13 protein-coding genes are annotated in these 14,972 nt (G+C 44.9%); 6 read left to right on the top strand and 7 right to left on the bottom strand.

The window, feature by feature from the left end:
* Window positions 1-90: 90 nt before the first annotated feature.
* The 4 genes from R7Z49_RS15425 to xni all read left to right on the top strand — a co-directional run bounded on the left by R7Z49_RS15425 (window position 91) and on the right by xni (window position 6,546).
* The gene (locus tag R7Z49_RS15425; RefSeq protein ID WP_017635678.1) at window positions 91-2,373 is read left to right on the top strand and encodes a tetratricopeptide repeat protein; all 2,283 of its coding nucleotides are present in this window, start codon (window positions 91-93) and stop codon (window positions 2,371-2,373) included.
* 98 nt (window positions 2,374-2,471) lie between these two features.
* Window positions 2,472-4,037 carry a sensor domain-containing diguanylate cyclase gene (locus R7Z49_RS15420; RefSeq protein WP_005381978.1) on the top strand — a complete coding sequence of 522 codons (1,566 nt, stop codon included), beginning with the start codon at window positions 2,472-2,474 and terminating at the stop codon, window positions 4,035-4,037.
* 291 nt (window positions 4,038-4,328) lie between these two features.
* On the top strand, window positions 4,329-5,705 hold the full coding sequence (gene ppnN, locus R7Z49_RS15415) for a nucleotide 5'-monophosphate nucleosidase PpnN (protein WP_005383611.1): 1,377 nt from the start codon (window positions 4,329-4,331) through the stop codon (window positions 5,703-5,705).
* A 58-nt stretch (window positions 5,706-5,763) separates the two neighbouring features.
* Entirely contained in the window at window positions 5,764-6,546 is a 783-nt protein-coding gene (xni, locus tag R7Z49_RS15410) for a flap endonuclease Xni (RefSeq protein ID WP_132937046.1), read from the top strand.
* Window positions 6,547-6,655: 109 nt separating this feature from the next.
* Here the strand turns inward: xni and rlmM are convergent, their stop codons facing one another.
* From rlmM to pomA, 7 genes are all read right to left on the bottom strand, one after another.
* On the bottom strand, window positions 6,656-7,747 hold the full coding sequence (gene rlmM / locus R7Z49_RS15405; protein WP_085569904.1) for a 23S rRNA (cytidine(2498)-2'-O)-methyltransferase RlmM: 1,092 nt from the start codon (window positions 7,745-7,747) through the stop codon (window positions 6,656-6,658).
* On the bottom strand, window positions 7,744-8,142 hold the full coding sequence (locus tag R7Z49_RS15400; protein ID WP_047010151.1) for a DUF423 domain-containing protein: 399 nt from the start codon (window positions 8,140-8,142) through the stop codon (window positions 7,744-7,746). Before R7Z49_RS15400 ends, rlmM begins: the two co-directional genes overlap by 4 nt.
* On the bottom strand, window positions 8,132-8,755 hold the full coding sequence (locus R7Z49_RS15395; protein ID WP_085569905.1) for an alpha/beta fold hydrolase: 624 nt from the start codon (window positions 8,753-8,755) through the stop codon (window positions 8,132-8,134). The genes R7Z49_RS15400 and R7Z49_RS15395 overlap by 11 nt, the downstream gene beginning before the upstream one ends.
* Window positions 8,736-9,656, bottom strand: coding sequence for a transcriptional regulator GcvA (locus tag R7Z49_RS15390; RefSeq protein WP_005383616.1), 921 nt, complete (start codon window positions 9,654-9,656; stop codon window positions 8,736-8,738). The genes R7Z49_RS15395 and R7Z49_RS15390 overlap by 20 nt, the downstream gene beginning before the upstream one ends.
* Before the next feature lie 510 nt (window positions 9,657-10,166).
* On the bottom strand, window positions 10,167-11,615 hold the full coding sequence (gene thiI, locus R7Z49_RS15385) for a tRNA uracil 4-sulfurtransferase ThiI (RefSeq protein WP_005383617.1): 1,449 nt from the start codon (window positions 11,613-11,615) through the stop codon (window positions 10,167-10,169).
* A 211-nt stretch (window positions 11,616-11,826) separates the two neighbouring features.
* Window positions 11,827-12,774, bottom strand: coding sequence for a flagellar motor protein MotB (locus tag R7Z49_RS15380; RefSeq protein WP_042521210.1), 948 nt, complete (start codon window positions 12,772-12,774; stop codon window positions 11,827-11,829).
* A gap of 14 nt (window positions 12,775-12,788) precedes the next feature.
* Window positions 12,789-13,550: a flagellar motor protein PomA gene (gene pomA / locus R7Z49_RS15375; protein WP_005381564.1), complete on the bottom strand. Its 762-nt coding sequence runs from the start codon at window positions 13,548-13,550 to the stop codon at window positions 12,789-12,791.
* A gap of 263 nt (window positions 13,551-13,813) precedes the next feature.
* On the opposite strand from pomA, the gene xseB reads away from it, so the two are divergent.
* Together xseB and ispA are read left to right on the top strand one after the other, a co-directional pair.
* On the top strand, window positions 13,814-14,056 hold the full coding sequence (gene xseB / locus R7Z49_RS15370; protein ID WP_005381566.1) for an exodeoxyribonuclease VII small subunit: 243 nt from the start codon (window positions 13,814-13,816) through the stop codon (window positions 14,054-14,056).
* 21 nt (window positions 14,057-14,077) lie between these two features.
* On the top strand, window positions 14,078-14,962 hold the full coding sequence (gene ispA, locus R7Z49_RS15365; RefSeq protein ID WP_005383621.1) for a (2E,6E)-farnesyl diphosphate synthase: 885 nt from the start codon (window positions 14,078-14,080) through the stop codon (window positions 14,960-14,962).
* The last annotated feature ends 10 nt before the right edge of the window (window positions 14,963-14,972 follow it).

The following is a 14,972-nucleotide window of genomic DNA, read 5'->3' as shown; positions in this document are numbered from 1 at the left end:
TATCAAATGGCTTCAACCCGCATTTAAACGGCTAATTGAGGCTTTTCGCCGTTATCGCCATATCTAAAAACAGTTCGAGGGAACGAAAGGATGTTTTGGGACAGTTCGCGTCTATTCAAATTGATTGGCTTTCTTTGCTTGCTGTTTGTACAGCCACTTCATGCAACCATTTTATCGTCCGCGTTACTCAACGAAGCACAACAATTGGCGGAAATAGAGCCATCACAAGCAAAACAAGCGGCAACCAACTATTTGTCACAGCGTGAGCTAACAGAACGCAAAGAAAGTGACAGCCCTTCAGCCATGTCTCGCGACGAAACAGATCGTAGCGTTCGCACACCAAGCAGCACCATCGAAGCGCACAAGATTATCGCTCAGGCAGATTACGCCATGGGTAATGTTCGTTCGGCTATCGAGCACCTAAATAAAGCGGAACGCTTAGCGCAAGAATATCAATTGCCGTACATGGACTTAGATCTCCAGCTGATGCGCAACCAAATGATTTGGATGTACGACGAAAACTACTCAAAAGCGGAAGACACGCTTAACCAAATTGAACAACAGCTCGATGAAGCCGATGCCGTATTACAACGCACCGACAGCGTTCGCTACCGACTAGTGATGCAAAGAGCACTCCTCGCTTCACATAGTGGCGATATCATTAAAGCGGAAAACTTGTACTCTGAAGCAAAGACCATGCTTGACGATAGCCGCTCTGAGTTAGCCTTGATCGACTACTACACTGCCGTCGGCGAGTTTTACCTCAATAGCAAGAAATACAATTTGGCTTTGTCAGAACTGCTATACGGTTATTGGCAATCTATTGAAAGTAACAGTGGTGCAAGATTAGCAAAAGTGAATCGCCTTTTGGCTAGGCTCTTCCAGGAGCGACGAGTGTACGACAAAGCGATCGAATACTTATCTCAAGCCGCAGATTTTTATGACTCTTACCCTAGCTCTCCGATCCTAGCGGACGTCCTAGAGCAGATGGGCGACATCTACTTTTATCAGGGTAAGTTTAACCTTGCGTTAGTGCATTACTTCAACGTGCTTGACCATGAAAGTACCAGTAAGAACATCAATAGAATCATTAAAATTCGCTTAAGCTTGGCGGCTACCTACCTACAACTCTATAACTACGCGCTAGCAGAGCAGTACTTAGACCGCTCTAAAGAGCTTTTAGAATACACCAATATTCCTAAGCTTGAAGCAAAGGCTGCCCTGCTTCAGTCAGGTCTGGCTTATCATCAAAATGACAGTAAAGACGTCATTACTAATGCTAAGCTGGCGTTAGCGCTTGCTGAAAAGTCACCTGAAAATAACAACTTCATTAAGCAGCAGTCATACCGTTTACTTGGGTTGGGTTACGAGCAGGCAGGCGAATACAAACTTTCTCTGCAAGCTTATAAAAAATACACCAACCTCGTTCGTCTAGAACAAAAGCAGCTTAACCAAATCAGTGAGGATGCGTTCCGTCAGCAAAAAGAATTTGCCGAACAAACCATCCATTACATCGGTCAATCAGAACGCTTAGAGCAAGTGGAAAGAGAGCATCGTAAATTCCAGAAAATCTCATTTGCATTGTTTATTACTGTCTTGGTCATGTTTTTGTTCATTATGCGCCGTGGTGTCATTATGCAGCGCCAAGCAAGTGAAATCGAAAAACTGCGTAACGACCTCTTCACCCACTCTCGCTCTCGTTTACGTAACTTGCGTATGCTGAATGTTAAGCTTTCTCGCTCATTGAAAAAGTCGAGCGAAACTTTCGAGCAATGGCAAATGGGTGAATTGATCCACGAACCACTTAATGATCGCCTACGCTTTGTTATGATCGATTTGCCATTCTTACGAAGCATGTACGTCCATAACGGCTATAAGGCAGGTCTAGAACTAGAACGGGCATTTGGCGACTTCCTTGCGGAAAAAATAGAAAAACCGTCGCGTCTTTACCATTTCTCAGATGCGAACTTACTCTATATAGAACCGAACGCTGACCGTGATGCTTCTGCCGAAGTCATGTTCGAAAAATTCCAGACTTGGGTGGATGAGTTCGCTCAGCAGCACAACGTCAATCGTATTATTCGTATGGGCATCAGTGATTATCCGTTCTTACCCCGAGCCTACACTGCAATTAACGATGAGGAATTACTCGATCTGTTGTTGCTTGCGACTCACATCGCACGAGAAGTCAGCTTGAAGGATAAGCAAAGCCACTGGGTGTTCTTAAAAGCCATCGATAATGCGCCTGCTGCTAGCTTTGCAACAGGTAACATAAGAACTGCCTGTCAACATGCCATTAGCCAAGGCCTGATCAAGATCCATTCGTCCTACAAGAATGAGGACGACATCAAGAAAATATTAAAAAATGGATAATTAAACGCCTGTTGAACGTAATAACTAATGACGCTATAAAGTTTTTTGTTATTATCAGATAATTGTCAGTAGTACATGGACTTAACCGTAGTCACTTCATGGGAATCTTGGAATCCGATATTCAGTCGCAGCTGCATCAGCTGAGTTGTCAACTTGACCAACTCAGACTGACTCATCGTGATACTTCACTCAAATTCAAACGTGAACAACAAGTTCTTAAACGCGTTGTGGCATCATTGTCTTCAGCTTGCCAGGGTTCGAACACTCAGGTATCCAACTACCTATTTGAAATCCAACAAGAGCTGCAACATCAAAAAGATATCAGCACTCTTATCCCGCGTTTAGCGGTATTAGAGAGGATGCTCAAACAGCAGTCGAAGACGATGGATAAACAGAACGGTTACCTTGACGAACAAATCAAGCACAGTGGTGAAACACTGCAACGTGTCACTGGCTTACCTGCGCAGTTAAAACGTGAACTACGGAACCTGATGAGTTTCTCTGAAGTTCACGCCAGCAATAAAGCTGATCAAGCCACTAAGCTACTGAGTATTTACGAACGCGCTCTGAAAATCATCACGTCTAATTCACGTCTACATCTTAGTGAATTTGAAAACAATCCTGACAGATCTCAACTTGAATGCTTAGCCAGCGACCTCCAACATACTATTACAGAGCTGGATTTCGAGGGAGAATCAGGCGATAGATTGCTGGATATTCGCGCTAAGTTGCTCCTTGGCGTGAGTGCCGAGTCTCTCATTGAGCTTACGCTCTCAACGCTGAAATTGGTTGTCGAAGCAACAAAGTTCGAGCGCGAGGCGTCTAGCCAATTCCTTGATCAGCTGAACACTTCTCTCGCAAGTAACCTAAAAACCGTTCATCAGAACGTCGACCAGCATCATACCTACTTTGAACACCGCCAAGAGCTCAACACAGAAATGAACAGCTTGGTTGAATTAAGCCAAAAGTCACTTAATCAAGCTCAAGATATCGCGGTTGTGAAAAAAGAAATCACGCCTCTTCTCGAAAAAATGGCGTCGCTGACAGAGCGACTGAAAATGACGGAAGAGCGAGAGCAAGCGCTGCAAGAGCGGTTAAGTTACAGTAAGAACCAACTCGAAGCGGTATTTGAAACTACGCAAGATTATCGTCGACGCTTAGATGACCAAGCTCAGCGTATGTTGCTCGACCCGCTGACTAAAGTTTATAACCGCACTGCATTTAACGATCGACTAGAGCTAGAGTATCGCCGTTGGATTCGCTCTCAGCAAAACCTTCGTGTTGTGCTATTTGATGTAGACAACTTCAAAGCGGTGAATGATAGCTATGGTTATACGGCTGGCGATAAAGCGCTGAAGATCATCGCTCGTACTATTAACAAGCGCGTATCAGAAACGGAAACAGTAGCTCGCTTTGGTGGCGAGGAGTTTATTCTACTCGTCCCGGAACAATCTGAAGAATACACACTGGATCTGATTAAGCATATCCAGCGTGATATTAGCCAATTACCCTTTAAGTTCCGTGAGCAAAATATCATGATTACCTTAGCTGCTGTATCGACGTCTTTCAAAGAGTCCGATACGCCAGAGTATGTACTCGATCGTCTTGGCAAGATGCTTGCGGACGCTAAAAAACGTGGAACAAACCAGCTTAACTGGAGCTAAGATTCGTACAAAAAGCGAGCAAACAAACCAAATTTGGTGCAATCTACGCTTTATAACCACCCATTTTCAACGAGTTATCACATTTCTTCCCTTTTAGTCTGCTAAGCTGTAAAAACCCAAGTCACTTCAAGATGATGTATTTATAAAAGGCAAATGTATCATCTTGAGGTTGCTTGGGAGTTGATAACCATAAAACCAAATCGGCCAACTACCTTTCATCAAACCATACGTATAACACCCAAAAGGTAAGTTGGTACTTTCCCTCAAATTAATGCAACACAAGGAGGCGTTATGATTACCCATATAAGCCCCGCTGGTAGCATGGACTTGCTATCTCAACTAGAAGTAGAGCGCTTAAAGAACACAGCCTCGAGTGAACTTTATCAGCTGTACCGTAATTGCACATTAGCGGTGTTGAACTCCGGTAGCCATACCGATAACTCGAAAGAACTGCTCGATAAATACCAATCGTTTGATGTCAACGTCGTGCGTCGTGAGCGTGGTATTAAGCTTGAGCTGACTAATCCGCCAGAGCACGCTTTTGTTGACGGCGAAATAATTAAAGGTATCCAAGAGCATCTGTTCTCCGTATTGCGTGATATCGTTTACGTAAACATGCATTTGGCAGACGCCCAGCGGCTCAACCTTACTAACCCAATTCACATTACGAACCTCGTGTTCGGCATTCTTCGTAATGCCAGAGCATTAACTCCAGGTATCGCACCGAATCTTGTCGTATGTTGGGGTGGTCACTCTATCAATGGAGTGGAGTATCAGTACACACGTGAAGTGGGTAACGAACTGGGCCTACGTGAACTTAACATCTGTACAGGTTGCGGCCCTGGCGCAATGGAAGGGCCGATGAAAGGTGCAGCGATTGGGCACGCAAAGCAACGTTACACTCAGCAACGTTATCTTGGTTTAACCGAGCCCTCGATTATTGCGGCCGAGCCACCAAACCCAATAGTAAATGAGCTGGTCATCATGCCCGACATCGAAAAGCGCTTGGAAGCTTTCGTCCGTATGGCTCATGGTATCGTTATTTTCCCAGGTGGCCCGGGCACAGCGGAAGAGCTACTGTACATTCTTGGCATCATGATGCACCCGGATAACGCCGATCAGCCAATGCCTATCGTATTAACAGGACCAAAAGAGAGTGAAGAGTACTTCCGCTCTATTGATGAGTTCATTCGCGACACACTTGGTGAGGAAGGGCAAAAGCACTACGAGATCATCATTGACGACCCGGCAGAAGTCGCTCGTATTATGAAACGCTCCATGGACTCGGTACGCCTTCACCGAAAAGAGAAAGGCGATGCGTACAGCTTTAACTGGTCATTGAAAATTGAGCCAAACTTCCAACTGCCATTTGAACCTACTCATGAGTCGATGGAACAATTGGATTTAAGCCTAGATCAAGAACCGCAAGTTTTAGCGGCCAACTTGCGTCAAGCCTTCTCTGGCATAGTTGCAGGTAACGTAAAGGCTGAAGGTATTCGAGAAATAGAACGTAGAGGGCCTTTCACCATTCATGGCGACGCAGTCCTCATGAAAAAACTCGATAAGTTGCTAAAAGACTTTGTCGAACAGCACCGAATGAAATTACCTGGCGGTTCAGACTACGAACCGTGTTATCGAATCGCTCACCCGGAAATTGGTGGTCGATAGTCAGGCTAGCATTCGTTACACTAGGGGCATTACGCCCCTTTTTTATTGCTAAGTCATTATGTCTATTCATCTTGTTATCATTGATGCCCTAAACCTGATCCGCCGAGTGCACTCAGCACAACCAGATCCAACCGACATAGCAAGAACCATAACCACAACGCAAAGAACCCTCACTCGCATTCTGTCAGAGGCCAACCCGACACACATCATCGCAGTTTTTGATCACCACGAACAAGACAGAGGTTGGCGCGCTGAAACTCTCCCTGACTATAAGCAAAACCGAAAACCAATGCCTCTGCCACTACTGCAAGGGTTAGATGCGATTCAACAAGCGTGGTGGGAGCAAGGTATTGATTCATTGCTGTCTGAAGGCGATGAAGCAGATGATTTGGTTGCTACACTCGCAACGAAAGTGGCCAGCCATGGTGAAAAAGTCACCATCGTTTCGACTGACAAAGGTTACTGCCAGCTACTTTCCCCTACCCTACAAATCCGTGATTATTTCCAACATCGTTGGTTAGATGAACCATTTATCGAAAAAGAGTTCGGCGTAAAACCAAGTCAACTAGCGGATTACTGGGGATTGACAGGGATAAGCTCTAGCCAGGTTCCGGGCGTACCTGGAATTGGCCCGAAAGCAGCGAAAGAGATTCTCACTCAGTTTGAGAGTATTGAAGCTGCCTACGCTAGTGAAGATCTCGTACCGAAATACCGTAAAAAATTGGATGAGCACATTGAGTCTGCTCGTTTATGTAAACGCGTCGCCGCTTTAAAGTGCGATATAGAACTAGGCTTTAACTTGCAAGATATTCGCTTTTTAGGGCCAAACAAAGCGGAGTAGTGTCCGATGGTAGTTTCACACCATGAAATCCGGCAGATATTAAAAAAGCGCCATTTGAAGGCGCTTTTTCTATTCTAATCACTATTCCCAAAAGACTCGGGGAATAAAGTTAGTAAGGTGAAATATTCGACAGACATTGGATATGAATCGTGATCTCTTCACGATCATGATACAAATGTTTAGCTTGTAGCTTGAACTTTACCTTATTATCAATGAGGAACTGCTTCAGATTTTCAAGGTCTTGCAGCACTTCGTCATAACGCCCTTTCATTGGCAGCTTAAGGTTAAAGATAGCCTCTTTTGCCCAACCTTTTAACAGCCACTGTCCCATCAGGTGAGCAACACGAGCTGGCTTTTCCACCATGTCACAAACAATCCATGTTACGTTCTTGCGGTCTGGTTCGAACTTAAAACCATCCACCATATGGTGCTTGATCTGGCCAGTTTCCATCAAACTGTCTGCCATCATGCCGTTATCAACGCAGTGAACGAACATTGAGCGCTTCACTAATTGGTACGTCCAACCGCCTGGACATGCACCTAAATCCACACCCCACATACCTGGTGCCAAACGCTCATCCCACTCTTCACGTGGAATAAAGACATGAAATGCTTCTTCCAGTTTAAGTGTTGAACGACTTGGGGCGTCTGCTGGGAATTTAAGGCGAGGGATACCCATGAAGAACTGTGAGTTGTTGTCAGTGTAAGAGTAACCAACGTAACAGTGGCCAGGCTCAACAAAGCAAATGTGCAGTACTGGTTTTTTCGCGTTATCTTTGTTCAGCATTAAGCCTTTGCCGCGCAACGCTTGACGCATTGGGACGGTAAACTTACGGCAGAATTTCAGTAGCTCTTTCGCTTCATTTGTATCTGGCGTTTCAACTCTCAAATCACCACAACGAGGGAATGCTTCGATGTCTGCTAGTTCATTCAAAATTGGACTAATTCGGTCATCACTTGGCAACGATTGAAACTCAGCTGCTACCGCAAACATTTGTCGAGCAAAAATTAAAGACTTAAAGTCTAAACCTCTCGCAAGTTTGTCGGCATCTCCATCTTGGTAACATTCGAAGACAACATAACCTGAGTTTCTCTTCACACGAGGGAAGCCATACACTTCCAACTGTGTCGCTTTGTCCTGAATTTCACCAGCACACTCTTTCTCAAAGCCAGAACGGCAATAGAGCATTAGTTGTTTCACTTGGAGACCTCTTTGATATTGAACGCAGCAAAAAAGAACAGACACCAACCAATCATGAACAGCAACCCTCCTACAGGAGTAATTGGCCCAAACCACTTAATGCCCGTCAGCGCCAGCGCGTAAAGACTGCCGCTAAAACAAAAGATGCCGATAATAAAGCAAATCGCCGCAATGAAAAAATACTTTTGTGCTTTTTGTCCCAAATTGAGCAGAAGCAGAATGGCACAAAACACAATCGCCAACGTGTGAATAAATTGATACAGAACTCCGGTCTCAAATACACCGAGCAAATAAGGGGCCAGTGTCGCTTTTAGCCCATGAGCAGCAAATGCTCCAAGAGCGACCGAAAGCAGCCCAGACAAACCAGAGAATGAGAGTAACCACTTACTTTTCACTGTACACCTCTTGTATAAACGCCGCTAACTGCTCTATCGCGAGTGCAATGTTACCCACTTCAGTATGACCTGAGATCTTGCGCGGTTTGAAGCTGTGGTCACCATCAGGTAAAAAGCTCACCGTTACTTGTGACGAAAGGACGAAATCATCGAATTCCTCACGCTTACCAAAGGTGTCTCGTTCCCCTTGCAGAATCAGCGTAGGTTTCTCAATGGTTGCTAAGTGCTCGCCTTTGTATTTCTCTGGCTTTCCTGGTGGGTGAAATGGAAACCCTAAACAGGCAATGCCCGCCACCAGCTCATTTTCAGCCAACAAGCTCGACATACGACCGCCCATTGACTTACCACCAATAACCACGGGAGAAGAAGTAAAGTGAGCGATCACTTCGCTGTATGCTTCGAGCAACTTTGGCGCGCGATCGGGCGGACGCTTTTTGCCATCTTCCGAACGTTTCACCATGTAAGGGAAATTAAAACGCACTACACGAATACCTTGCTCCACTAATCCTTTGGCGACAGCTGTCATGAAGTCATGCTCCATCCCCGCACCTGCGCCGTGAGCAAAAATAAACAGCGGTCCGTTTTCAGGCCCCTCAGCTATCCAGTGATTCATCCAATACTTCCTCTTGTTCTTTTCTCGCGGTTGCTAACATCCAGTCTCTAAACGTTGCGATTCGGCCCATATCTGCCTGCTGTTCATGACACACCACATAGAATGCATTCTTAGATATCAACACCTCGTCGAATGGTGCAATGAGTCGTCCGGCTTCCATTTCAGGTTTGGCGAGTACGTTGTTACCGAGCGCGACCCCCTGACCGTGCGCAGCAGCCTGTAGCACCATCGTTGAGTGACTAAAAATAGGACCGTGGTTTACGTTGATGCCTTCAATGTTGTAATGACGAGCAAACTGCTTCCAGTCTTTACGCGAAGTATCGTGTAACAAAGTATGTAATTTGAGGTCACTTAAAGATTCTAATGGTTTGTTACCCAAAAGTAATGAAGGTGAACAAAGTGGGATCAAAAACTCTTGGTACAATTTATCTGCTCGCAAACCTGGCCAGTTCCCACGGCCATAGTAGATCGCCACATCAACATCATCAGTCAGTGAGCCTTCATCCATATCTACGGCTTTAATACGTACATCGATATCGGGCTCTTGAGCATTAAAATCGGCCAAACGAGGTACAAGCCATTGGATAGCAAAACTCGGCGGTAGGCTAATCGTCAATGCCCCTTTTTCGCTACGTTCCAACACCTTATCTGTCGCTTCCGCAATCGAGGTGAAAATATCTTTGATATCGAGAAAGTAACTTTGGCCTTCTTCTGTTAACAACAAAGAACGATTACGTCGACGGAAGAGCTTCAATGATAAGAACTCTTCAAGCGCTTTAATCTGGTGACTGACCGCGGCTTGAGTAACAAATAACTCTTCTGCTGCTCGTGTAAAACTGAGATGACGAGCAGCCGCTTCGAAGACTCGAAGCGAATTTAATGGAGGCAATCTGCGAGACATATGGGACCTCTAATAGGATTAGTTTTTTTAATCTGAAACATTATAAAATGTCCGTTGTCGAACAGCCAGATAAATTCTATATTTCACCCCGCAACACGGGCCTGAACGGCTTGATTTCTTTGGAAATCAATTGGCTTCGTTGTTGCGATGTTGTGTTTGCAAACTCGTATTTCGAGTTAGGTAGATTTCTACCATAATGTTTTGTCCACACTCCCTGTGACAAAACATATACTTCCTGTATTTATTTTTGACCTGTCTGTCAAATTTGTTACACCGCCTAAATTAGGCGGTGTTTTTTTATCTATCAAAAATCTCATCCGCATATCTGGCAGCAATATCACTTTATTACTCTTCTTTCGGATTAATTATCGTTATATCAACACAAAGTGTATGGCTTTGCGATGAGCCTCAACATTATGCTAAGTAATGGTTGTCTGTAACGCGATCAAAAACAAAAAAGGCGCAAATTGATGTCTCAATTTGCGCCTTTTAACGTATTTTAACAGTCAGCTATGGACGGTAAACTTTTACGTTGCTGAAGCCTTGCTCTTGCAAGTAAAGCGCTTGCAGACGGCTCATCACACCGCGGTCACAGTAAAGTAGGTATGTCTTAGACTGGTCTAAGTCACCAAACTGTGTACCCAGCTTGTAGAAAGGGATATGTTTCACATCCACACCTTCGATTTCAAGTGGGTTATCGTCTTCCTCTTCAGGACTACGAATATCTAGCACAACCGCGTGCTCTTCTACCGCTTGAACTTGCTCTACTTCTGGTGCGGCTTGCTCAGACTCTTTCGCGATATCACGAATGTCCATCATGCGAGCTTCTTGAACCACTTGCTCAAGGATACTGAAGTCGAATTTCTCTTCTTCAGCTTCTAGCTTGCCTTTCACCGCTTTCACGGTTGGCTTCTTAGAGATAACACCACAGTATTCTGGCATTGTCTTTGCGAAATCTTCTGTGCCGATTTCACGTGCTAGATTGATGATGTCTTCTTTATCCCAGTTGATAAGTGGACGCAGAATCAGCGTGTCAGTTACGTTATCGATGTGGCGTAGATTGGTTAGCGTTTGGCTCGATACTTGACCTAGTGCTTCACCTGTTACCAATGCTTCGATCTTCATCTTCTGAGCGATCATGCCTGCTGCACGCATAAACATACGCTTCAAGATCACGCCCATTTGGCCGTCATCGACTTTCTCTAGGATTTCCGCAACCACAGGCTCGAAATCAACTGAGATAAAACGTACTTTTGCTGAAGAACCGTATTTGTTCCATAGGTAGTGAGAAACCTGCTTAACGCCGATTTCGTGTGCTGGACCACCTAAGTTAAAGAAGCAGTAATGTACTTTTGAACCACGCTTGATATGAAGATAGCTTGAAACACCAGAATCGAAACCACCCGAGATCAGGCTTAACACGTCTTCTTGCGTACCCAGAGGGAAACCACCTAGGCCTTTATGACGAGACAATACTTGGTTTAGCTTGTCGTTCGAGACTTCTACCTTGATCGTCACGTCTGGGTTTCGTAGCTTAACACTAGCGCTTTCAATCGCTTGATTTAAACCACCGCCTACATAACGCTCTAGTTCAATGGAGGTAAAGTCATGCTTGCCACGACGCTTCGCACGTACAACAAAGGTTTTATTTTCGAGTGCAGCACGGTTGAGTTCTAGCACTTGCTCGAAGATATCGTGCAAGTCTTTAAATTCAGTTTGCTTCACTTCCAGTACGTGGTGAATGCCTGGTGTATGAGTCAAAACCTCAAGAACTTCAGCGTGGAATTCGTTACTCTCAGAGGTCACTTCAATGTGATCACGACGGTTAAATACCGCGACAGACTCCGTGCGGCTCTTAATGATGTTACGAATGTTGCACTCTAAAATCTTTGTGAAGCGCTTACGCACAGATTCACTTTTTACAAAAATTTCTGGATGGGGCTTTACAATAAATTTCATAGTCTAATTCGCAGGTTAGTTTCGCAATCAACAAAGAGTGACACTCAACTTCAATACTTCATACGCAGTAAAACCGCGTTTCAGTCACAAAAAGTAGTCTGAGCTCACTTTTAAGGCGCAAGATTATACACCCAAGCGGATTGGAAAAACAAAAAAAGCGAGCAATCTGCTCGCTTTCTTATCTCTTTACTGACTTAAAACTAAAGCCTAGTTATTGAATTACCGGCACTTCTTCACTGTAGAGAGGCTCGCCTTGCATAATGCTGATTTCAACCCGTCGGTTAAGCGCGCGATTTTCATCAGAATCATTCGGTAACAAGGGTTCCGTATCCGCCATGCCTCGTACTCTTAAACGTTGATGAGAGAAGCCTCTCACTTTCTCCATCTCTTGCGCGACTGATACTGCACGCTGAGAAGAGAGATCCCAGTTAGAACGATAAAGTTCCGAGTCTAGCGGTCGATTGTCTGTATGGCCAGATACTCGCACAATGCCTGGCACGTCTTTTACTAGCTCTGCAATCTGACGAACTAAAGGACGAAACTTAGGCTGCAAGAAAGCCGAACCTTCTGGGAATGCACCTTTTTCACGCATACGTATAACAATCTGCTGACCGAGGTTTTCAACTTCAATGGCGCCTTGCTCAATCTCTCGCTCTAAGGCTTTCTTGATGCTTTCCATCAAGGTTTCCATCTCTTGCGACATCTCTTTAGATTGCTGTTGTTGCATGTCCGCTTCGGCAGACTCATTGTTTTGAGTTGACGTTTCTGGCGATTGCCCACCCGTTAACTTGCCTTCATCACGTTTTGTGCCACCAGCTCGATCAGACTCCCCTTCATGAAATTCGAGCGTCTGCTGAGTGATGTCCATGGTTTGCTGCATGATGACATCAATCGGAGTTGGTTCCGGCCGACCCGGTCGAAACTCTTGGGCAATAATGCTAGTGCCTTTGGGAATGTCTTTCACTTCAAGCTGATTTTGCACACCGAAGGCAAATTTCATTGACCCTGCAATTTGTTTGAACTTCAGTACATCCATCTCAGAAAACGAGAGCAGAAGAACAAAGAAACACATCAGTAGCGACATCAAATCTGCGAATGTCCCCATCCATAACGGGAGGCCAGGTGGCGGACAATCGCATTTGTTATCTTCATCATCCATCACGACTCTCCAAGTTACTCGTCAATCTCAAGGGCACGTTTACCTTCATTGAGGTAGTTCTTCAAGTAACTATCGATCACTCGCGGGTTTTGGCCATCTTGAATCGCTAATACGCCATCCATGATCAAACGGCGATTTAGCGTTTCTTGGTCACGGCGAAGAGAAAGCTTATCCGCAATAGGGAAAAACACCATATTGGACAGGATCGCGCCATACAATGTGGTCAAGAGTGCAACGGCCATTGCTGGTCCAATCGCTTTAGGGTCATCCATGTTTGAAAGCATCGCAACAAGACCAACCAAGGTACCAATCATTCCCATCGCAGGAGCAACGTCGCCAAAGGCGCGAAATACACCAGTACCTTGCGTATGTCGTTCATCTGTAAGCGCGATGTCTTTTTTGAGTGCCGCTCTCACAACGTCGGCATCATGGCCATCAACCAGTAGATCAATGCCTTTCTGCATGAATGTGTTGTTTATTTCCATCTCTTCAAGAGCAAGAAAACCACCTTTACGCGCCGCATCGGCCATTTCCACAATTTTTGCGATCAGGTCTTCGGGTTCATCCGCTTTAAACATGAAGGCTTTGCCAGCAATCTTTGTCGCACCAAAAAACTGTCCCATTGTGAACTTCATCAACACGACGAATATTGAGCCACCAACGACAATAAGGATCGACGTGACATCGACAAACATGCCGATGCTGCCACCAAGCACCATCGCCATAATGACGAATGCAAAACCACCAATCAAACCTAATAGGGTTGCTAAATCCACAAAGCACTCCTCACGCTATACTCAAATACTGCCATTGGGCGGATTATTACCTGTATCGACAACTCGCGCAGAATTTTTAGAAAAATCTTAGCTAATGGATCACAAATTACACCTAACAACCTCAACCAAAATATGGGGTTTCACCGCTTAGACTCGTTGAACGCTAATTTTGTGACAATTATATAAGGTTAAATTTGACCAAGTTACTAGGCTAAGGTAACTTTCGTGCATCTTACCCGAGGCTTGATTAAGGCAGAAAAAAGATGGCGGTCAAGAAACCAGAAAACATGACCTTTGAAGCAACCATTGAAGAGCTTGATAGCTTGGTTGATCAATTAGAAAATGGCGATCTTGCTCTAGATGATGCCCTGCGTAAGTTTGAACGAGGCATTGCCTTAGCTCGTGCAGGCCAAACTAAATTAAGCGACGCCGAACAGCGCGTGAGCATTCTTCTTAGTGAAGATGATGAAGCACCACTGAGTGACTTCAAACCAGATTCAGAATAACAATCAGTAGTGAGCAATGTGATGCAACAGACATTGACGTCTTTTCAACAAAGAAACAATCAGCAATTGAATTTGTGGCTCGATCAGCTTCCATATCAAGAGCAGCCATTGATTCAAGCAATGAAATACGGCCTTTTGCTAGGTGGAAAACGCGTTCGCCCTTTTCTTGTTTACATCACAGGTCAAATGCTCGGCTGTAAACCTGAAGACTTAGACACCCCAGCCGCTGCTATCGAATGTATACATGCCTACTCACTCATTCATGATGATCTGCCAGCCATGGACGATGATGAACTGCGTCGAGGTCAACCAACTTGTCATATTAAGTTTGATGAAGCAACCGCAATACTGACAGGTGATGCACTACAAACCCTTGCCTTCACTATTATTGCTGATGGTCAATTAAGCCCGGCGGCAGAAGCTCAACGCATCAACATGATCAAAGCATTAGCGCATTCTTCTGGTGCCAGCGGCATGTGTGTAGGGCAAGCTTTAGATTTAGGCGCGGAAAATCGCCAAGTTTCTCTTGAAGAAATGGAAGAGATACACCGTAAAAAAACCGGAGCTCTGATTGATTGTGCGGTAAAATTAGGTGCATTAGCTGCTGGTGAGAAAGGTATCGAGGTTCTACCTCACTTGGAGCGCTACTCAAAAGCAATTGGTTTGGCGTTTCAGGTTCAAGACGATATTCTTGATATCATCAGTGACACAGAAACACTGGGTAAGCCTCAAGGTTCCGACCAAGGTCTGAATAAGAGCACTTATCCTTCCCTGCTGGGTTTAGAGGGAGCCATAGAGAAAGCTCACACTCTGTTACAGGAAGCACTTCAAGCATTGGAAGCTATCCCATACAATACTCAGTTACTCGAAGAGTTCGCCCGATATGTCATCGAGCGCAAAAATTAACACTATAAGC

The sequence above is a fragment of the Vibrio sp. 1562 genome, from assembly GCF_033340155.1.
GTDB lineage: Bacteria > Pseudomonadota > Gammaproteobacteria > Enterobacterales > Vibrionaceae > Vibrio > Vibrio alginolyticus.
Note: the sequence above shows the minus strand (reverse complement) of the source record. Positions and strands in the feature narration are given on the sequence as shown.

Coding starts and splice junctions, on each gene's coding strand:
- R7Z49_RS15425 (WP_017635678.1), top strand. CDS start 91: ATGTTTTGGGACAGTTCGCGTCTATTCAAATTGATTGGCTTTCTTTGC.
- R7Z49_RS15420 (WP_005381978.1), top strand. CDS start 2,472: ATGGGAATCTTGGAATCCGATATTCAGTCGCAGCTGCATCAGCTGAGT.
- ppnN (WP_005383611.1), top strand. CDS start 4,329: ATGATTACCCATATAAGCCCCGCTGGTAGCATGGACTTGCTATCTCAA.
- xni (WP_132937046.1), top strand. CDS start 5,764: ATGTCTATTCATCTTGTTATCATTGATGCCCTAAACCTGATCCGCCGA.
- R7Z49_RS15395 (WP_085569905.1), bottom strand. CDS start 8,755: ATGAATCACTGGATAGCTGAGGGGCCTGAAAACGGACCGCTGTTTATT.
- R7Z49_RS15390 (WP_005383616.1), bottom strand. CDS start 9,656: ATGTCTCGCAGATTGCCTCCATTAAATTCGCTTCGAGTCTTCGAAGCG.
- thiI (WP_005383617.1), bottom strand. CDS start 11,615: ATGAAATTTATTGTAAAGCCCCATCCAGAAATTTTTGTAAAAAGTGAA.
- R7Z49_RS15380 (WP_042521210.1), bottom strand. CDS start 12,774: ATGGATGATGAAGATAACAAATGCGATTGTCCGCCACCTGGCCTCCCG.
- xseB (WP_005381566.1), top strand. CDS start 13,814: ATGGCGGTCAAGAAACCAGAAAACATGACCTTTGAAGCAACCATTGAA.
- ispA (WP_005383621.1), top strand. CDS start 14,078: ATGCAACAGACATTGACGTCTTTTCAACAAAGAAACAATCAGCAATTG.